At 61.1% G+C, this 18,694-nt stretch carries 16 protein-coding genes; 8 read left to right on the forward strand and 8 right to left on the reverse strand.

Features of this window, described 5'->3' with window-relative positions:
• The first annotated feature begins 196 nt into the window (after positions 1-196).
• Together A37O_RS16595 and A37O_RS15535 are read left to right on the forward strand one after the other, a co-directional pair.
• Complete coding sequence (locus tag A37O_RS16595; RefSeq protein WP_156802612.1) at positions 197-337, forward strand: hypothetical protein; 141 nt, start codon at positions 197-199, stop codon at positions 335-337.
• 3 nt (positions 338-340) lie between these two features.
• Positions 341-2,020 carry a vWA domain-containing protein gene (locus tag A37O_RS15535; RefSeq protein WP_018298015.1) on the forward strand — a complete coding sequence of 560 codons (1,680 nt, stop codon included), beginning with the start codon at positions 341-343 and terminating at the stop codon, positions 2,018-2,020.
• On the opposite strand, the gene infB is transcribed toward A37O_RS15535, so the two are convergent.
• From infB to rimP, 4 genes are all read right to left on the reverse strand, one after another.
• Positions 2,017-4,956, reverse strand: a complete 2,940-nt coding sequence (gene infB, locus A37O_RS0113375) for a translation initiation factor IF-2 (RefSeq protein WP_018298016.1) — start codon at positions 4,954-4,956, stop codon at positions 2,017-2,019. The genes A37O_RS15535 and infB overlap by 4 nt on opposite strands.
• Before the next feature lie 123 nt (positions 4,957-5,079).
• Positions 5,080-5,388 (reverse strand): YlxR family protein, encoded by a 309-nt coding sequence (locus A37O_RS16305; RefSeq protein WP_083912664.1) that lies wholly within the window; start codon positions 5,386-5,388, stop codon positions 5,080-5,082.
• Positions 5,389-5,497: 109 nt separating this feature from the next.
• Positions 5,498-6,505: a transcription termination factor NusA gene (nusA, locus tag A37O_RS0113380; protein ID WP_018298017.1), complete on the reverse strand. Its 1,008-nt coding sequence runs from the start codon at positions 6,503-6,505 to the stop codon at positions 5,498-5,500.
• 12 nt (positions 6,506-6,517) lie between these two features.
• Positions 6,518-7,078, reverse strand: coding sequence for a ribosome maturation factor RimP (gene rimP / locus A37O_RS0113385; RefSeq protein ID WP_018298018.1), 561 nt, complete (start codon positions 7,076-7,078; stop codon positions 6,518-6,520).
• A gap of 30 nt (positions 7,079-7,108) precedes the next feature.
• Between rimP and A37O_RS15540 the strand changes: the two genes are divergently transcribed.
• From A37O_RS15540 to A37O_RS0113405, 4 genes are all read left to right on the forward strand, one after another.
• A complete protein-coding gene (locus tag A37O_RS15540) occupies positions 7,109-7,930 on the forward strand; it encodes a hypothetical protein (protein WP_156802613.1) in 822 nt (273 codons plus the stop codon).
• Positions 7,931-8,124: 194 nt separating this feature from the next.
• The gene (locus A37O_RS0113395) at positions 8,125-9,276 is read left to right on the forward strand and encodes an ornithine cyclodeaminase family protein (protein WP_018298020.1); all 1,152 of its coding nucleotides are present in this window, start codon (positions 8,125-8,127) and stop codon (positions 9,274-9,276) included.
• Positions 9,277-9,316: 40 nt separating this feature from the next.
• The gene (glnA, locus tag A37O_RS0113400) at positions 9,317-10,753 is read left to right on the forward strand and encodes a type I glutamate--ammonia ligase (RefSeq protein WP_018298021.1); all 1,437 of its coding nucleotides are present in this window, start codon (positions 9,317-9,319) and stop codon (positions 10,751-10,753) included.
• Between the two features lie 89 nt (positions 10,754-10,842).
• A complete protein-coding gene (locus tag A37O_RS0113405) occupies positions 10,843-11,904 on the forward strand; it encodes an HNH endonuclease signature motif containing protein (protein WP_156802614.1) in 1,062 nt (353 codons plus the stop codon).
• Between the two features lie 42 nt (positions 11,905-11,946).
• Here A37O_RS0113405 and A37O_RS0113410 read toward each other — a convergent pair whose 3' ends face one another.
• A complete protein-coding gene (locus tag A37O_RS0113410; protein WP_018298023.1) occupies positions 11,947-13,704 on the reverse strand; it encodes a proline--tRNA ligase in 1,758 nt (585 codons plus the stop codon).
• Positions 13,705-13,735: 31 nt separating this feature from the next.
• On the opposite strand from A37O_RS0113410, the gene yaaA reads away from it, so the two are divergent.
• The gene (yaaA, locus tag A37O_RS0113415) at positions 13,736-14,455 is read left to right on the forward strand and encodes a peroxide stress protein YaaA (protein ID WP_026196383.1); all 720 of its coding nucleotides are present in this window, start codon (positions 13,736-13,738) and stop codon (positions 14,453-14,455) included.
• Between the two features lie 34 nt (positions 14,456-14,489).
• Positions 14,490-15,611 (forward strand): AAA family ATPase, encoded by a 1,122-nt coding sequence (locus tag A37O_RS0113420; protein WP_018298025.1) that lies wholly within the window; start codon positions 14,490-14,492, stop codon positions 15,609-15,611.
• Here A37O_RS0113420 and A37O_RS0113425 read toward each other — a convergent pair.
• Genes A37O_RS0113425 through A37O_RS0113435 form a run of 3 tightly spaced genes read right to left on the reverse strand, consistent with a single transcriptional unit; the run spans position 15,608 to position 18,560 of the window.
• Positions 15,608-16,930 (reverse strand): TRAP transporter large permease, encoded by a 1,323-nt coding sequence (locus A37O_RS0113425; protein WP_018298026.1) that lies wholly within the window; start codon positions 16,928-16,930, stop codon positions 15,608-15,610. The two genes, A37O_RS0113420 and A37O_RS0113425, sit on opposite strands and share 4 nt — an antisense overlap.
• Positions 16,930-17,514, reverse strand: a complete 585-nt coding sequence (locus tag A37O_RS0113430; RefSeq protein WP_018298027.1) for a TRAP transporter small permease — start codon at positions 17,512-17,514, stop codon at positions 16,930-16,932. The genes A37O_RS0113425 and A37O_RS0113430 overlap by 1 nt, the downstream gene beginning before the upstream one ends.
• Entirely contained in the window at positions 17,511-18,560 is a 1,050-nt protein-coding gene (locus tag A37O_RS0113435; RefSeq protein ID WP_018298028.1) for a TRAP transporter substrate-binding protein, read from the reverse strand. Before A37O_RS0113435 ends, A37O_RS0113430 begins: the two co-directional genes overlap by 4 nt.
• Positions 18,561-18,694 lie beyond the last annotated feature (134 nt).

Below are 18,694 nucleotides of genomic sequence, written 5' to 3' on the forward strand. Positions count from 1 at the left end.
TATCTCAAGACTTTCACAATTCTTGCCAAATCGTACCCTGTGCTGCCTGCAATGTGTAAGTAGGGCAGATTTGTGGGGTTTACAGGCGCAACGGAATTAGTTTCTCTCTCCAATGCACTTTTGCTCACTTGACGATAGCCTGGACAAATATCGGCCTCACAGACACCAAACAGAATCCACCGCCCTGGGAGTTTCCATGTCTTTGTCACCGTCCGTGTTCCCGTCCACAAAAACTATCCTCGCCGTACTCCTCGCGGGAAACCCAGTACAAGCCCAGTCCCAGCCCGGCTCCCCTGCCCGCGGCGTGCCGACGATGTTGGTGCTGGACAATTCCTGATCAATGACGACACAGGATGCCGGTGATCAGACCCGTTCTGACGCGGCCAAAGCCGCCACCTCCACGTATATCGACGAGCTCTCGAACACCGTTGACCTTGGTCTGGTTACTTACGGTGGCAACACCGGCGACTCCTCTGACGAATACGAAGCCGGCTGCCAGGATGTCACGCTCGTCCGCGGGCCGGAGGCCGGCACACCTGCGGAGCTCACCGACCATATCGACGAACTCGAGCTACGCGGGTTCACCCCCATCGGGCTGTCGTTGACCACCGCCGCCGACGCACTTCCAGCCGAGGGTGGCACGATCGTACTCGTCTCCGACGGCCTTGACACCTGTGCCCCGCCCCCTGTCTGCGAGGTCGCGGCTGACCTCTACAACGAGGGCGTTGACTTGGTTATCAACACCGTCGGGTTCAACGTCGACGCAGAGGCACGCCAAGAGCTCGAGTGCATCGCCGAGTCCGCGGGTGGCACGTATGCCGACGCGTCCGACGCTGATTCGCTTATCGACGAGCTCCGCAAGGCCACTCGCCTCGGTGTTGGGTACACCTCCGATCTGCCCCGCATCGACGGTGGAGACACCTCCGCGGAAGCGACCCCAATCCCCGACGATGTCGTTGAATTCCAGGGGGAGTTGCCTGCCCTCACCAACCACGGCGATGACAATTACTCGGAGCAATTTTGGTCGCTACCAGTCGAAGGCCTCGACCGTGTCCAGGTCACCACCACATACTGGGAAGACTTACAAGAAATGAGAGGTGGATCCCGCGACTACCTCGTGCTTGAAAACGAACTTCTAGTTCCGGGTTCCGACGAGACCTGCCATCGCGGGTTCACCACGAATAACAGCTTCGATAACAACATTTTCTTCCCGTCCACGGCTTCCGTAGAATCGGATCAGATCGCCGTCGAGTGTGACACCGACGAGATCATCCTGCGCGTGCAGCGCAGTGCGGAACGCATCGCCAACGACCCGATCACAGTCGAGCTCCACGTCGTACGACTCGCCCCAGCCAACACCGAAGGCCTTCCGGTCGGCGACTTGCCCGCCGAGATTGATTCCATCGATGGAGCGCGTATCGACGAATGGTCCCCCGCAACCCCCGGTAACTGGTTCACCACGGCGACCCCCATCGAGACCGAGATCGTTGGAGGCGAAAACCACTTCTACAAAATCCCGATGCGCACCGGTCAGCAATTGCGAGGCTACCTCGAAGCAGGTGACACTACCCTGTCGGGATCCCAAAGCCTGTCCCTTGGGATGCGCGCCTTCTCCCCAACCCGCCAAGAAGGAGAATCAGACAACACCATCTTCTTTACCGCGAGTGAAGGCGCGTCGGATACTTTCGAGCCGCCAGTCCCGCTGACCTATATTACTTCCTTTTCCACAGCCGACGACAGCACGCTGAACTCAGCCCGCTCGATGTACACGCTCGAAGGCGACTATTACCTTGTCGTGCGTTTTAACAACTGGTTTAGCGAGGACACTGACGTCAGTAACGTCGCACAGGAAACCATGACCTATCGCCTCGTCGCGGAAACGGTCGGCGAACCGCAACCCGGTCCGGTTTTCGAAGAGGCGGCCGCTCCCGCAGCAGAACCTGAAGAAACCGTTGAAGAAAATAGGCAAAAGCACCCCACCGTGGCGGTGGGGTGCTTCGTCGTTAAGCGAACGCTTTAGCCTTCGCGTGGGACCTCGACCATTTCGTAGACCTGAATCTGGTCGTCGACCTGGATGTCTGGGTAGGACAGAACCATACCGCACTCGTAGCCCTTGAGGACCTCGGTGACATCGTCCTTCTCGCGACGCAGGGACTCGATGGTGACACTGTCGTTGATGACATTGCCATCGCGGACAAGGCGGGCCTTGCCGTTGCGGATGACCTTGCCCTCGGTGACCATACAACCTGCGATGAGGCCGACTGCGGAAGCCTTGAAGATCTGACGGATCTCCGCGACACCCACCTCGCGCTCTTCGTAGATTGGCTTGAGCATGCCCTTAAGAGCTGCCTCGACGTCGTCGATTGCCTGGTAGATGACGGAGTAGTAGCGAATATCTACGCCCTCTTCGTTCGCTTCCTCGGTGGCCTTGCCCTCAGCGCGAACGTTGAAGGCAATGATCACTGCGTCGGAAGCTGCCGCCAGGGTGACGTTGGTCTGGGTCACGGCACCGACGCCACGGTCGATGATGTTGACCTCGACCTCGTCGTCGATCTCGATCTTGAGCAACGCATCCTCGAGCGCCTCGACAGAACCTGCGTTGTCGCCCTTGAGGATGAGGTTGAGCGTGGAGGTTTCCTTGAGCACCTGATCCAGGTTCTCCAGGGACACACGCTTCTTGCGACGAGCCTGCATTGCGGAACGCTGACGAGCATCACGCTGCGCAGCGATCTGACGAGCCACGCGGTCATCTTCAACAACGAGCAGGTTGTCGCCAGGACCAGGAACGCCATTGAGGCCCTGGACCTGCACTGGACGGGAAGGTCCAGCCTCTTCGACGTCCTTGCCCCACTCATCGACCATGCGACGAACGCGGCCGAAGTTGGAACCAACGACGATCGACTCGCCGACATGCAAGGTACCGCGCTGAACGATGACTGTGGCAACAGGGCCACGGCCGCGGTCGAGGTGCGCCTCGATCGCGATGCCCTGCGCGTCCATGTCTGGGTTAGCGGTGAGCTCGAGCTCCGCATCGGCGGTCAGGGTGATGGCTTCCAGAAGGTCGTCGATACCCGTGCCCTCCTTCGCGGAGATGTTGATGAACATGGTGTCGCCGCCATACTCTTCCGGCACCAGACCGTACTCGGTCAGCTGACCGCGGATCTTGTCCGGCTGAGCCTCAGGCTTATCCACCTTGTTCACGGCAACGACGATCGGCAGGTTTGCCGCCTTCGCGTGGTTGATCGCCTCAACGGTCTGTGGCATGACGCCGTCGTCTGCAGCGACAACGAGGACAGCCAAGTCCGTGGACTGAGCACCGCGGGCACGCATGGCCGTGAAGGCCTCGTGACCTGGGGTATCCAGGAAGGTGATCTGGCGCTCGTCACCGTCGACATCAACGTTGACCTGGTATGCACCAATGCCCTGGGTAATGCCGCCGGCCTCGCCGGAACCCACGTTGGTCTTACGGATGGTATCCAGCAAGCGGGTCTTACCGTGGTCGACGTGACCCATGACGGAGACAACTGGAGGACGCTGCTCCAGCATCTCCTCGCCGCCTTCATCCTCGCCGTACTGCAAGTCGAAGGACTCGAGCAGCTCGCGGTCCTCGTCCTCAGGGGAGACCAGCTGAACTTCGAAGTTCATCTCGGCACCGAGCAGCTGCAGAGTCTCCTCCGGAACCGACTGGGTAGCCGTAACCATTTCGCCCATGTTGAACAGAGCCTGCACCAAGTTCGATGCTTCGGTGCCGATCTTCTCAGCGAAGTCCGACAACGTTGCACCATGACGCAAACGCAAGGTTTCACCACGGCCGTCAGGCAGACGCACGCCACCAATTACGTTTGGTGCCTGCTGCTCTTCGTACTCGACGCGCTTTTGACGCTTCGACTTCCGACCGCGTCCCGGTGCGCCACCTGGGCGACCGAATGCACCAGCGGTGCCACCGCGACGTCCACCGCGACCGCGGAAACCGCCGCCTGCTCCGCCTTGACCCTGGCCTGGTCCACCCTGGCCCTGGCCTTGACCGCCACGGCCGCGGCCTCCGCCTCGTCCGCCACGGCTGCTTGCCTTAGCAGGCATCTGACCTGGACTTGGGTGTGCCGGCATCTCCGAAGGAGTTGGTGCTGGGCGACCGCCACCGCGGTTACCACCTGGGCGTGGAGCTGGACGGTCTCCCGTACGCTGCTGTCCGCCACCGCGGTTACCGCCTGGCTTCTGACCGCCTTGGCCTTCGCCACGACGACCCTGACCTGGGCCTCCCTGGTCACGGCCCTGGCCCCGGCCAGCGCCTTCACCACGACGACCTTGCTGGCCACCGCGGGTGCCACCTGGGCGTGGAGCTGGACGACCAGATCCGCCACCGGTGGAGAATGGGTTATTCGCTACTCGAGGAGCCCCGCCCGGCTTCGGACGTGGGCGTGGCATACCGCCTGGCTTCGGTGCATCCGCAGCCTTGTCGCCGGCCTGCTTGGCCACCTGATCTGGGGTCGGTGCGGCCGACTTCGGTGTTGCAGGCTTGGGTGCCTGGGGGGTTGCTGGCTTTGGAGCAGCAGGCTTTGCCGCCTGGGCAGCCGCAGGCTTGGGCGACTGAGGAGCTGCTGGCTTTTGGGCAGCAGGCTTTGGCGCCTGGGTAGGCGCTGGCTTCGCGGCACCTGGCTTTGGTGCGGAAGGCGCAGGCTTCGACGCTGCTGGCTTTGGCGCTGCTGGCTTCGCGGCACCAGGTTTTGGTGCGCCAGGCTTGGCTGCACCTGGTTTCGGTGCTGCAGGCTTGTCCGACTTGGACTCGCCAGAATTGCCTTCATCGTAGAAGGCGCGCATCTTCTTCACTACCGGTGGTTCGATGGTGCTTGATGCTGTTTTAACGAACTCGCCTTGATCTTTCAAGGTGGCGAGCAGTTCCTTACTTGTTACGCCGAGCTGTTTTGCCAGTTCGTGTACGCGTAGCTTTCCGGGCACGTGTCTCCTCTGGGGTTGGGCTAGAGGTACTCGGCCACGGAAAGCGGCCGGCCCCTAGACGTGATTAGTGACTTTCATCGCTGATGCTTCATCGTTGTTCGCTCATCAGTGTTCGGTCTTCCTTCATTTCTCGGGTCCATCTGCATGTTCTGCAAGGTACGTGCGTACATGACCTAAGTCCATGGGTATGGACGTGCGGAATGCTCGCCCGAAGGCGCGCCGTTTCTCCGCAAGCTCAAATGCGTCCATATTCGGACTGATCCACGCTCCCCTTCCCGGAAGGCTCCGGGTGGGATCTGCAAGCACACGCGTAGAGTCCGCGGGATCTACCACGCAACGAAGTAGCTGCGTATCCGGCAGAGCCTGACGAGTAGCTATACAAGTGCGGACTCGAATGGGTCGGCGACGGTTAACGTCCGACGCTCTACTCATTCAACTCCTTAATGCTCGTGCAGATTCCAAATTTTGGGAAGTATGGAAAATGGGCCGTAGACAAGTTTACGCTAAAGTCACCTAAATTAGAACTTGCTTGCGTCAGTGCTTACGCCTCAGCGTCTGCATCCGAGTGAATGTCGATCTTCCAGCCAGTCAGGCGAGCAGCAAGGCGCGCGTTCTGACCTTCCTTACCAATGGCCAGCGAGAGCTGGTAGTCAGGCACGGAGACCTTGGCTACCTGGCCTTCCCGGTCGATGATTTCCACGCGGACCACCTTCGATGGTGCCAGTGCATTGCCCACGTAGACGGCAGGGTCATCCGAGTAGTCGATGATGTCGATCTTCTCGCCGCCGAGTGCCTGCATAATGTTGGTCACACGCGAACCACGTGGGCCGATGCATGCGCCCTTGGCGTTGATACCCTTGGCCACACCGCGCACCGAAACCTTGGAACGGTGTCCGGCTTCGCGGGCGATCGAGATGATCTCCACGGAACCGTCAGCCACCTCAGGGACCTCCAACGCGAAGAGGCCGCGCACGAGTTCGGGGTGGGTGCGCGACAGGTTGATCTGAATGGAGCGCTCGCCCGGGTTCACACCGACAACATAGGCCTTGATGCGGTCACCGTGCTTGAGCTTTTCGCCGGGGATCTGCTCCGCCGGAAGCAAGATGCCATCTTGTGGTTCTTGCTCAGTGCCAACCTCCACCACGACCATGCCACGGGAGTTCGCCGCCGCGTCGCGCTGGACCACACCGGAGACAACATGGCCCTCGGTGGTGGAGTACTCCTCGTACGCGCGACCTGCTTCCTGTGCACGCAGGCGCTTGAGCATCGCGTCGCGAACAGCGGAGGAGCCGATGCGGGAAAAGTTGACTGGGGTGTCATCGTATTCCGAAACGGTCTCGCCCTCGTCGTCAAGTTCACTGACGATGACCGCAACGTCGCCGGTTGCCGTATCGATGTCGACGCGAGCCTTCGTGTTGGCAGCGGGTGCCGCTTCCTTATTATCGCGGTACGCAAACAGTAGTGCCTGCGCGATCGTCTGCAGCATCTCATCAACTGAGATGCCTTCTTGCTTCTCAATTGCAGACAGCGCCGAGATATCGATATTCACTTGTGTTTCCTCTCACCGGTTTAGGGCTTCATCAAATTCTTTCTCCGCAAGCGCAAGTTCAGCTGCTGGCGGATTGCTAAATTCAATTTCTACCACTGCGCGCGGGGATTCGGAAACCACCAGCGACTTCACCGCGGGATCGGCTTGAGATTTGTTGGCCTTCGGGTCGTGCGCAATGAGCACCACTTCGGTCTCATCCGCGTTGAGCGCGCCGATGCGCCAGAAAGTTTTCTGCCCGTCTTCGTCGAAAAGCGCGACGATGCGGGCCCGGTTGCGGCGCCAGTGGCGTGGCAGGGTCAGCGGATGGTCGACACCCGGCGTTGTGACCTCGAGGCTATAACCCGCACCAAAGTTGGCTTCGCCACGCTCTTCGGCAGCATCGAATTCCTCGCCGATTTCATTGGACACGACCTCAAGCTCATCGAGGGTGGGGCGCGTTTCGGAGTCCAAGGCGATCGAGACCACCGACTTCTTCCCCGCGCGCGTCGCGCCCACTCGCTCGATGTCCATGGAATGCCGCTCCGCGACGGGAGCAATCAGAGTTGTCAGTTCTTCGACTGTGGGAAATGCCATGGCGCCATCATAGCGACTAGACTTCCTCGAGTGATAAGACCCAAGCAAGCTATCGTCGCTACCGCTCTAGCGCTCTCCGGAACGCTCGCGGGCTGCTCGACTGTGCTCGATGTCTTCGGGCCGCAACCGAATCGCCAGTTGGTCACCCTCGCACATCAGGCCGAGGCCGACGCAGCATCGCTTCACGACGATGCCAGCGCCCAACAATTGCGCACCTTCCAGGCAGAGCAGCTTTACGACGAGATCACTCGCCTCTGCGGCATCGACGAGAATGGCAACCCGCCGACCTCGTGTTCAGTTGATGCGGAGAATGATCGTGCGGGAGCGTCGTCGACAAGCGATGCTGCGATGCAGGCGGTGACCTACTTATTGGACAATTACGCTTCCCTGCCGGAAGACTCCCGAGACTTAGTGATTGCCCAAACCATCGATCTCGTCGGCGCGGCTGGGCTCCCCCTGCCGGAGGGAGGCACGGCCGAACAACCCGCCACGGAGGCGGATCTCGCTGCGGCCAATGCCATGCTTGAGCGCGAATTCGCACTGCAGTATGGACTGGGTCTGGCAAGCGCGTTCGCGGATGACCCGCTGCAGGCGCACATCGATGCTCTCGCGGAGGCGAGCTCGCAGCGCACCTTGTATGTAGAGGAGTTCCTTGGACCGGAATCGGCAAGCGCAGCCGTGGGATACGAGTTCCAAGACGGCGAGACGCCGCAAACGACTGAAGAGGCGGGAGCACTCGTCGATAAGCTTTCTGGCGAAATGGACACAGCATGGCGCGCTGCTGCCGGCAATGCCGAATCGACCGAATGGTTGGAAAAATCAATATATCTGGCGTCGAGTCCCCCGGATTAGGGCAACGCGCAAATATCGATAGATGAACCGTTTTTACCCCCGCGACTTCCCCCTTCAACCTGCCAAGACAACACGATCCCACATCGTGTGAGCCTTGGCGTATTCAAAAACCCAGCCACGGAGACCAGCAAAGTAAGTACGTTGGATACCGCAACATTTTTGAAAAGGCTTTTGAAAGGAAGGGTTGTCCAACTGTGACGAATCCACAGCACGACACACGCATTGATTTCATTTACCTATCCGAACCCGAGATGATCGAGGCGGGTGTTGGCGATCTTGCAAAATGTGTCGAGACCATGGAAGAAACCCTCATCCTGCTCGCCCGCGGTGACTACCGCATGGCTGGAGCGTCAGGAAACTCTCACGGCGCGCAAATTAACTTCCCGGACAACCCGGAACACGAGGGCATGCCGGCCAACGGCCCCGACCGCCGCTTCATGGCGATGCCGGCCTACATCGGCGGACGCTTCCGCACCACCGGTGTGAAGTGGTACGGCTCCAACGTAGAAAACCGCAAGCGCGACCTGCCGCGCTCCATTCACCTGTTTATCCTGAACGACTCCGATACCGGCGCACCGCTGGCCGTGATGTCCGCGAACACGCTGTCTGCCTACCGCACCGGTGCGGTACCGGGTGTGGGTGTCAAGCACCTCGCCGTCGAAAACGCTGAGACTGTCGGCATCATCGGGCCTGGCGTGATGAGCCGCACCATCTTCTCCGCCTCGCTGACCCAGCGCCCAACGATCAAGAACCTAAAGATCAAGGGCCGCTCCGCAGGATCCACCGAGCGCGCCGCGCAGTGGTTCCGCGAGAAGTTCCCGGAGGTCAACGTCGAGGTCGTCGAGACCGAGCAAGAGGCCATCGAGGGCTCCGACATCATCATCGGCGGCACCTCCACCTCGCCTGATGGCCCTTCCGGCTTCCCATATTTCAAGACCGAATGGCTCAAGCCAGGTGCCCTCGTCCTCGCCCCAGCCGCAGCGCGTTTCGACGATGATTTCGTCACCAGCGATGCCCGCCTAGTCGTCGACTTCAAGGGCCTCTACGCCGAGTGGTTCAACGAAAACGGCCCAGATGTGACCTACGAGCAACTCCTGGGTATCCCGGGCAACCGCTGGTGGGACATGGTCCAGGAGGGCACCCTCAAGGAATCCGACCTGGCCAATATCGGCGACATCGCGGATGGCTTGGTACAGGGGCGCACCAACGATGAGGAGATCTTCTTCTACTCCATCGGCGGCATGCCCGTTGAGGACGTCTCCTGGGCGACTGACCTGTACGAGAATGCTGTCTCGAAGGGTATCGGCACCAAGCTGAATCTCTGGGACGTACCAGAACTTTCCTAACCCACACCCCAACAACCAACACGGATAGAGTTTAAGAGCCATGGCCTTTGACAACGCCGAACAACTACGCAAATTTATGAAGGACGAGGAGGTGGAATACCTCGATATCCGGTTCACCAACCTGGTCGGCGTAGAGCACGCGTTGACAGTGCCGGTCGATGAATTCGACGACGATGCTGTAGAAAATGGCTTTGCGTTCGATGGCTCATCGGTTGCTGGGTTCACTTCCGTGGAAGCCTCTGACATGACGTTGCTGCCAGATATTGGCACGGCCCATGTGGATCCCTTCCGCGATCGCAAGACCGTGAACATGAAGTTCTTCGTCCACGACCCCTTTACCAAGGAGCCCTTCTCCCGCGACCCACGCAACGTGGCGCGCAAGGCGGAGGAATACCTCGTCGATACCGGCATCGCGGATGCCTGCTCCATCGGCGCGGAGGCGGAGTTCTACGTCTTCGACCAGGTGCAGTACTCCACCTCGCTGAACGCTTCCTTCCACAAGGTCGACTCCGACGAGGGCTGGTGGAACTCCGGCTCGGACACCATGATCGACGGCAGCCCGAACCGCGGCAACCAGATTCGCGTCAACGACGGCTACTTCCCCACCGCCCCCTACGACAAGACTATCCCTGTGCGCGATGAGATCGCCGCGAACCTGACCCAGGTCGGTTTCAAGATCGAGCGCTTCCACCACGAGGTGGCCACCGGTGGTATCCAGGAGGTCAACTACCGCTTCAACACCCTGCTGCGCGCGGGCGACGACCTGCAGACGTTCAAATACATCGTCAAGGGCACCGCCGAGAAGATGGGCCAGACCGCCACCTTTATGCCCAAGCCGCTGGACGGCGACGGCGGCTGCGGCATGCACGCCCACCAGTCGCTGTGGAAGAACGGCAAGCCGCTGTTCTACGACGAGAACGGCTACGCCGGGCTTTCCGACCTGGCGCGGTGGTATATCGGTGGCCTGCTCAAGCACGCCCCGGCCGTGATGGCGCTGACCAACCCCACTACTAACTCCTACCGCCGCCTCTACTCCGGTTTCGAGGCCCCGGTGAACCTGGCGTATTCTCAGCGCAACCGTTCCGCTGCGATCCGCATCCCGGTCACCGGCGATTCCCCGAAGGCCAAGCGCCTCGAGTTCCGCGCCCCAGACCCATCTGGTAACCCCTACCTCGGGTTTACCGCCCAGATGATGGCGGGCCTCGACGGGATCAAGCACCGCATCGACCCCGGCGAGGCCGTGGACAAGGACCTCTACGAGCTCGAGGTCCAGGAGGAGTACGACGTTCCGAAGGTGCCCCACTCCCTCGAGGAATCCCTCAAGGCCCTCGAAGGCGACAACGACTTCCTCACCGAAGGCAACGTGTTCACCAAGGACCTGATCGAGACCTACATCAAGTACAAGTTTGACAACGAGATCATGCCATTACGACAGGGTCCCACACCGAAGGAATTCGAGCTGTACTACAACGTCTAAAGTCCGGAATTTGTGAATAAAAAGAGGTTATCCACAGTCGCTTGACGACGATCGCCTGCGCCGAACCCGCGTGCCCTAGACTCCGGGACATGAACCTTCTGGAGACGCAGGCACAACTGGCCGCCCGAGCAATGGAAATGCTCGAGGCGGCCAGTGGCCTGTCCGTTTCCGAACTCTGCCAGCTGGGTTTCGATCACCCCGCGGCCAAGAACTACGTCGAGCTGAGCAGCGTCTACTTCGGGCCCACCAAGTCTCGACGCAAACAGGCCGATGCCCGGGCTGCCGCCATTAAGAACGGACACACTCTCAATACCCTCGAGCTCATTGAGAAACACGTCAAACGCCTCGACGATGCCACGAAGGCCTGGGGGCTGCGTCGGCTGCTCTGTCGTCGTGAAGCGGACTACCATGCGCTCAACCGCTTCGCCCGCGAGGAAGTCGAACGTCTCAACGGGCCGAGCGAATCGGCGCCCGCGCGCACTGCGGTGTCGTACTCGAACCCGTCGGACACGCTCGACCGGACGCTGCACCTCACCGGGCCGGAGGCACGCGTGGCCAACCTCTTCGACCGGGCCCGCGAGCTCGCCGAAGCACTGGACGTTGAACTAGCGGAGGCCATGTTCACCTTATTTGAGGAGGGTACCGGCGGGACTGCGACCTATACCCCGAAGGTGATCGTGCGGCTGGAGGACTATGTCGCAATCCTGAATGGGGACGGCGACGACGTCGAGCTGGCCGTGACCAACGGAGCGCGGATGACCGGTGCCGAATATATGCAGTCGCGGTTCACGGACTATTTCGAATGCGTGTTGATTGATCCGGTCCGTGGGCCGATCAGCCTCGGCACCGGGGTGAGGTTTGCTACTCCGAAGCAACGCGGCATGATCGAGCCGGTGCATCCTGTGTGTGCCGAGCCGGGGTGTTGCCAGCCGGCTGATCTCAGCCAGATCAACCACAACATTCCCCATGGTCGGGACGGGCCGACGGATTTGTCGAACTTGACCTTATTGTGCAGGTATCACAATGGTGTTGCTGGCGATAAGGTGCGCTACAAAAATGTCAACGGCGAAGGCCATCGGATTCGCCCGGACGGAACCCTCGAGCGCAACGAACACCCGACCGCCAAGCTGGGGGCGATGCGGATTATCTAAAAAGCCGGAACACATGATTGTGTTCCGGCTATAGGTGCGCGACTATCCGCGGACGAGCTCCAGGACCTTCGCGGCAGCCTGATCGGCTGGGATCTCGAGGGTTTCGCCGCCGCGGATGCGAACCTCGACGATGCCGTCCTTGAAGGAGCGGCCGAGGATGACTGCGAATGGCATACCCAGGAGCTCGGCGTCCTTGAACTTTACGCCTGGGGAGACCTTCGGGCGATCGTCGAAAAGCACCTCGATTCCGGCCGCATCGAGCTCGGCGACGAGCTTGTCGCCAGCCTCGATCGCCGCGGCGTCCTTGTTCGCCACCGCGACATGGACCTGGTACGGGGCGACCTCGACGGGCCAGACGAGGCCCTTCTCGTCGTGGCGCTGTTCCGCGATGACGGCCATCATGCGGGAGACGCCGATGCCGTAGGAACCCATGGTCGGCACGGCGCGCTTGCCGTTTTCGTCGAGGATTTGCACGTCCATCGCCTCGGTGTACTTGCGGCCCAGCTGGAAGATGTGGCCCAGCTCGATGCCGCGGGCCAGCTCCAAGGTGCCGTTGCCGGATGGCGAAGGATCGCCTGGGTGGATCTCGGCGGCCTCGATGGTCTCATCGACAGTGAAATCGCGGCCTGCAACCAGGCCGACCACGTGGCGGTTCTTTTCATCAGCGCCGGTGATCCAGGACGAGCCCTCCACGACGCGCGGATCCGCGTAGAGCTTCACGCCGTTGGCTGCCAGACCACGCGGTCCGACATAGCCCTTGACCAGGAAGTCGGAGTTCGAAAAATCCTCGTCGGAAGCGAACTCGAAGGTCGCTGGAGACAGGGACGCCTCGAGGCGGTCCTCGTCGAGCTCGCGATCACCCGGGATGAGCACACCGGCGAACTGCGGGCCCTCCTCGTCGCCGTCGTCGATCTTGATCACCATGCACTTGAGCGTGTCGGAGGCGACGACCTCGCGGCCCTCGACCTGAACACCGGCCGCGTTTGCCCACGCGACCAAGGTCTCAATGGTCTCAGAGTCCGGGGTCTCATGGTCGATGGCCTCAGGCTGGCCCTCGATCGGGCGGGCTGGAGGGGCGACGGTGACCACGGCCTCGACGTTGGCGGCATAGTCGCCGGCGGTGGAGATCACGAAGGTGTCCTCGCCGGACTCGGAGTACGCCAGGAACTCCTCGGAGGCCGAACCACCCATGGCACCGGAGGTCGCCTTGCAGATCTCGTAGCGCACACCGAAGCGGTCAAAGATGCGCTGGTAGGCACCGCGATGCTTCGCGTAGGACTCGTCGAGACCCGCATCCGACATGTCGAAGGAGTAGGAGTCCTTCATCACGAACTCGCGGCCGCGCAGGATCCCGGCGCGGGGACGTGCCTCGTCGCGGTACTTCGTCTGGATCTGGTACAGGGTGACCGGGAACTCCTTGTACGAGGTGTACATATCCTTCACGGCATTAGCGAACATCTCCTCGTGCGTCGGGCCGAGCAGCATATCGGAGCCCTTGCGGTCCTTGAGGCGGAAGAGCTCGTCGCCGTATTCATTCCAGCGGTTGGTCTCCTCGTAGGGCTCGCGAGGCAGAAGCGCCGGGAAGAGCATCTCCTGGGCGCCGATGCCGTCCATTTCGGTGCGGACAACGTCCTCGATCTTGCGCAGGGTACGCAGACCAAGGGGCAGCCAGGTATAAATGCCTGGTGCGGCGCGGCGGATGTAGCCGGCGCGGACGAGCAGCTTGTGGCTCGGAACTTCGGCGTCGGCGGGGTCTTCGCGCAGGGTGCGCAAGAAAAGCTCTGACAGGCGTGTGATCATGCGACATATCGTACCCGGTACCCTTATGTGCATGCTTATAGTGTTGCCTCCTTCCGAAACCAAGGCCTCCGGTGGCGAAAACGACCCCATCGATGTCTCGTTTCCGGCCCTCAATCCGGTCCGGGAGGAGATCGCCGACGATCTCGCAGCACTAACTATCGACGAGCAACTCCCCTTGCTCAAGATCTCCGAAAACCTCCGCGGCGAGGCCGAAGCCAACCTCGAGCTGCGCACCGCGCCCGTCATGCCGGCGATCTTTCGGTATACGGGGGTCCTCTACGATGCGCTTGATCCAGCATCGCTTCACGACGATCACCTCTCGCGGCTGGCCATCGGCTCGGCATTGTTTGGCGTTGTCCGCGCTTATGACATGATCCCGAAGTATCGCCTCTCGGGTGGGACGAAGTTACCGCGTCGCGACGGCACACTGCCCACCTTGAAGGCCCGCTGGGGTACTTCGATCACCGAGGCCCTAGAGGGAACGGGAGAGTTTCTCGTCGATATGCGCTCTGGCACCTACCAGCAGCTGGGCCGGGTGAAGTCGGCGATGACGGTACGTGTGGAGTCGGTGCAGCCGGATGGTTCGCGCAAGGTGGTCAGCCACTTCAATAAGCACTACAAGGGTGAGCTGGCCCGGGTGCTGGCGTCGTCGTCACGCGATGCAAACAATATCGAAACCGTCGCCGATATTGCTGAAAGTGCCGGGATGAATATCGAGGTAAAGGGCCAAGAACTCACCCTCGTGGTGTGAGTTATCAATTTATCAATCGCGTAGCATGGTGGGCATGCGCAACCCGTTTCGCCCCACATTCGGCGCCAGCCCCAAAGTCTGGGCCGGGCGCCACACTGTTCTCGACGAGTTCTCCACGGCGCTTGGCTCGGGACCTGGCCACCCGCACCGCTCGATCATCATTTCGGGCTCACGCGGCATCGGCAAGACGGTGCTGCTGACCGAACTGGAGGACAAGGCGCGCGCCCAGGGATGGGTGGTGATCCGCGCCTCGGGCCGGCAAGGCATGGCGGAGACGCTGACGCAGTCGACGATCCCGGAGGTCATTGAGAGCCTCGAGCCGACCCCGCAGCGCAAAATCACCGGGGTCAGCGTCGCCGGCCTGGGAAGTGTGCGCAGCGATCTCACCGAGGAAAAGCCCGTTGTCCCCCGGCTTGTTACCCGCCTGCACCAGCTGCTGGGCAAGCTGCACGGTACGGGGGTGCTGATCACCATCGATGAGATCCAAGACTCCGACCCGAATGATCTCACCGAGATCGCCGTGGCCTACCAGGATCTCGTGCGCGACGACGCGGAGGTCGCCCTTGCCATGGCCGGGCTGACCCAGGGTGTCAATCAGCTACTCAATCTGCCTGGTGCGACCTTCCTGCGCCGCGCGCGGCACTACGAGCTAGGGCCGCTGACCATCGACGATGCCATCGCCACGCTCACCGATACCGCGGCGGATGCCGGCAAACCGTTTACCCCGGGTGCCGCCGAGTATGCCGGTGAGCTCACTCAGGGCTACCCGTACCTCGTGCAGCTGATTGGCTATCTCGCATGGAACCGCGCGGGCGACAAGGAGATCACGCGGGCGGATGTGTCGTCGATAAGCGAAGAGGCGATTGACACCCTGGGACGTCAAGTCCACCACCCCTCGCTGCGCGCCGTGCCGCCCAGGCAGCGCGAATACCTCGACGCGATGGCGCACATTCAATCGCAGACGGGGCGTCCGAGCGTATCGACGACCGACCTGACCACCGCGCTGGGGCGACCGGTCACGGCCCTGTCGGATACCCGGGGCAAACTCATCGACCGGGACTTGATCGTCCCGGCCGGTTGGGGTGAGGTGGAATTCGCGCAGCCGTACCTCGGCGACTATCTGCGGCGCGAGCAGGGTCCCACTCGGGTGAGCTAGCCGCCTGCCGGGGTCATGAGCCCCAGGGTGGTCGGCAGCCAGATCGAGATCTGTGGAACGAAGACGACCACGAAGAGGGCGGCGATCAGTGCCAGGAGGAACGGCCAGAGCCTTGCGATCACCGGCTCGATGCGCAGGCCGGCGACTTGGGCGCCGACGAAGAGGACGTTGCCGACAGGTGGGGTGATCACACCGAGCGACAGGTTCATCACGACCATGGCACCGAAGTGCACCGGATCGACGCCGAGTTCGGTGACGATGGGCAGGAAGATCGGCACGAAGATCAAGATCGCTGGAGTCGGGTCCATGAAGGTACCGATCAGCAGCAGGATGATCATGATGATGAACAGGATGACGACCTTGTTATCGGAGACCGACAGCAGGCCCTGAGCGATGAGATCCGGGATGCCAGCGAAGGCCATCACCCAGGACAGTGCCGACGAGGCCGCGACGAGCATCATGACGATACACGTGGTCCGGGTCGCCGAGAGGAGTACCTGTGGTAGGTCCTTGAACTTCAGTTCCTTGTAAACGAAGCCGAGGACAAGGCAGTAGATCACGGCAATGGCCGCGGACTCTGTCGGGGTGAACCAGCCCATCAGGATACCGCCGACGACGATGACAATCATCAATAGCGAGGGCACCGCACGCCAGAGCACGATGAGTGACTGCGAAAACGTCGGGAATTCGGTTTGGCGCTTGTAGTTTTCCTTGCGCGCGAGCCACACACCGATGATGAGCACGGCGAGCAACCAGATTAAGCCCGGGCCGACACCCGCCATAAACAGCGCCGCGATCGAGGTCGAGGAGACCAGCGAGTAGACGATGAAGGTATTCGATGGTGGCAGCAGCATGCCGGCCGGTGCCGAGGCCACGTTCACGGCCGCGGCGAATGGGCGGGAGTAGCCCTCTTTGCGCATCTGCGGCATCATGATCGTGCCGATGGCGGAGGCAGCAGCGACGGCAGCACCGGAGACCGAGCCGAAGAGACCGTTTGCGACGACGTTGGTCTGAACCATCGAGGCAGGAAGCCTGCCGACGAGTACCTTGGCGGCGTCGATGAGTCTGCCGGCGATACCGCCGGAGTTCATGAGCACACCGGCGAGAACAAAGAATGGGATGGCCAGCAGTGTGAATGAGTTGGCGCCGGTAAACATGCGCTGGGTCACTGCGGCGGCGGCGTTCTCAAAGCCGAGTACGGCTGCGGCCGCGAGCAGCGAGGGCACGCCGATAGCCACGGCGATGGGGACGGAGGCGGCGATCAGGAAGACCACGCCCACCAGAAGAATAATTGCTGCAACAGCTGCGGGGGTCAACATTAGTTGCTTCCTCCCTTCTCAGTAGGGGCGACGGGCGGAGCCTCAATCACGGTTGTCGTGTCGGGTTTATCGGACTCGCGGGGCTCGTCGGGATCTTCTATTTCTGGGTACGGTTCGGCCTTTCCGGTGACCACCTCGTAGATGTCGATGATGCTGAAGATCGCGATGAACACACCACTGAGAGGAATCACGACATAGACCCATCCGATGGTGAAAGGCAGTGCGGTGAGGTTTTGATGCCAGGCCGTCGAGGCCGCCAAAATGCCACCCCAGATCATGCCGAAGGTGGCGAAGAAGAGGATGACGAGCTGAACGAAGACCTGCATCCCCACTTGACCCTTGTAGGGCAGCTTGCGGGCGAGGAAGTCGACGGCGATATGGCCGCGCTCGCCGAACAGGAATGCGGAGCCCAGAAATGTCAGCCACACAAACAGGATCTTGGCAAGCTCCTCAGACCACGTCGACGGGGCATTGAAGACCTGCCGGGAGGTGACCTGCCAGGTAGTGGTGGCCACCAGCAGGACGAAGAGAATGATCGAAATGACGGCGAGCAGCCGCATCAGGATGTGCTTAAACATTGTCATGATTGATCACCAGTCTCGGCCGGGTCGGTTGCGCGGATGTCGTCGAAAAGCGTGTTCTGGAAATCGGTGGTGAGGAATTCCTCGCGAATCGGCGCGAGGGCCTCTTTGAACGCGTCCGCGTCGACATCGGTGAAGGTGGCGCCGGACGACTCAGCGTCGGCGATGGCCTCCTCGGTCTCCACGGCCCACAGCTCGGTGTGCTCCGTCATGGCCTTATCCCACTCTTCGTCGAAGATGGCGCGGTCGGTTTCGCTCATGGCGTCGCGCAGGTCGGAGCGCATGATCATGTAGTCGAGACCGACGAGGTGCTCGGTGCGGCTGAAGTATGGGGCCACCTCGCTGTGCTTCTGGGTGACGTAGGAAACCTCGTTGTTCTCTGCTCCGTCGAGCACACCGGACTGAATGGCGGTGTAGACCTCGCCATACGACAGCGGAGTCGCGGAAGCGCCCATCAGCTGGACCATGCGGATGTGCATGTCGGATTCCTGGACGCGGATCTTCTCGCCGGCCAGATCCGCAGGGACAGTGACGGGGCCATCTTTGGTGTACACGCTGCGGGTGCCCTGCGTGAACCCGCCGATGACGGTGATGTTGTCGCGGTCCTCGAGGGAGGAAAAGAGCGGCTCCATCAGCTCCTGGTCCCGGATGGTCTCCATTTGGTGCTCGATCGACCCGAAGGTGGTCGGCATGTTGAGCACCTGGAAGTCCTTATTCAGGTTCTCCAGCTGGGTACCGGAGACGATCGCCATCTCAATGGCGCCAGAGGAGATGAATTGCACGACCTCCTGCTGCGAGCCGAGCTGCTCGTTGGGGAAGATCTCGATGGCCCAGCGACCGTCGGTGCGTTCTTCAAAGCGCTGGGCGAAGTTATCCAGCGCAATATACGACGGGTGGGATTCGGTCTGGTTCAGCGCGAGTTTGACGTATGTCGTCTGGTCTTCTGCGCCTACGGTGTCCAGGTTGAGCCCGCCCAGGTTTGCGCACGATGTCACAGAGAGGCCGAGGGCAAGGCTCAAACCGGATGCTATGAGGGTTTTACGTTTCATAGGGCACTCCGGGGTCGATGTATAAAGATTATCTTTACATGTGACCATTTTTTGAGCGTGATCACAATCACCTACCCAGGTGCCCTATACCTCACCGCCAGCGTTTACCCAGCCAGCTGTAGGATTCTTCGCAG

It is taken from the genome of Corynebacterium lubricantis DSM 45231 (genome assembly GCF_000379425.1).
In the GTDB taxonomy this organism is placed as follows: domain Bacteria; phylum Actinomycetota; class Actinomycetes; order Mycobacteriales; family Mycobacteriaceae; genus Corynebacterium; species Corynebacterium lubricantis.

Excerpts from the sequence above, each read along its gene's own strand:
- A37O_RS16595 (WP_156802612.1), top strand. The coding sequence starts at position 197 with ATGTCTTTGTCACCGTCCGTGTTCCCGTCCACAAAAACTATCCTCGCC.
- A37O_RS15535 (WP_018298015.1), top strand. The coding sequence starts at position 341 with ATGACGACACAGGATGCCGGTGATCAGACCCGTTCTGACGCGGCCAAA.
- A37O_RS16305 (WP_083912664.1), bottom strand. The coding sequence starts at position 5,388 with ATGAGTAGAGCGTCGGACGTTAACCGTCGCCGACCCATTCGAGTCCGC.
- rimP (WP_018298018.1), bottom strand. The coding sequence starts at position 7,078 with ATGGCATTTCCCACAGTCGAAGAACTGACAACTCTGATTGCTCCCGTC.
- glnA (WP_018298021.1), top strand. The coding sequence starts at position 9,317 with ATGGCCTTTGACAACGCCGAACAACTACGCAAATTTATGAAGGACGAG.
- A37O_RS0113405 (WP_156802614.1), top strand. The coding sequence starts at position 10,843 with ATGAACCTTCTGGAGACGCAGGCACAACTGGCCGCCCGAGCAATGGAA.
- A37O_RS0113410 (WP_018298023.1), bottom strand. The coding sequence starts at position 13,704 with ATGATCACACGCCTGTCAGAGCTTTTCTTGCGCACCCTGCGCGAAGAC.
- yaaA (WP_026196383.1), top strand. The coding sequence starts at position 13,736 with ATGCTTATAGTGTTGCCTCCTTCCGAAACCAAGGCCTCCGGTGGCGAA.
- A37O_RS0113420 (WP_018298025.1), top strand. The coding sequence starts at position 14,490 with ATGCGCAACCCGTTTCGCCCCACATTCGGCGCCAGCCCCAAAGTCTGG.
- A37O_RS0113425 (WP_018298026.1), bottom strand. The coding sequence starts at position 16,930 with ATGTTGACCCCCGCAGCTGTTGCAGCAATTATTCTTCTGGTGGGCGTG.
- A37O_RS0113430 (WP_018298027.1), bottom strand. The coding sequence starts at position 17,514 with ATGACAATGTTTAAGCACATCCTGATGCGGCTGCTCGCCGTCATTTCG.
- A37O_RS0113435 (WP_018298028.1), bottom strand. The coding sequence starts at position 18,560 with ATGAAACGTAAAACCCTCATAGCATCCGGTTTGAGCCTTGCCCTCGGC.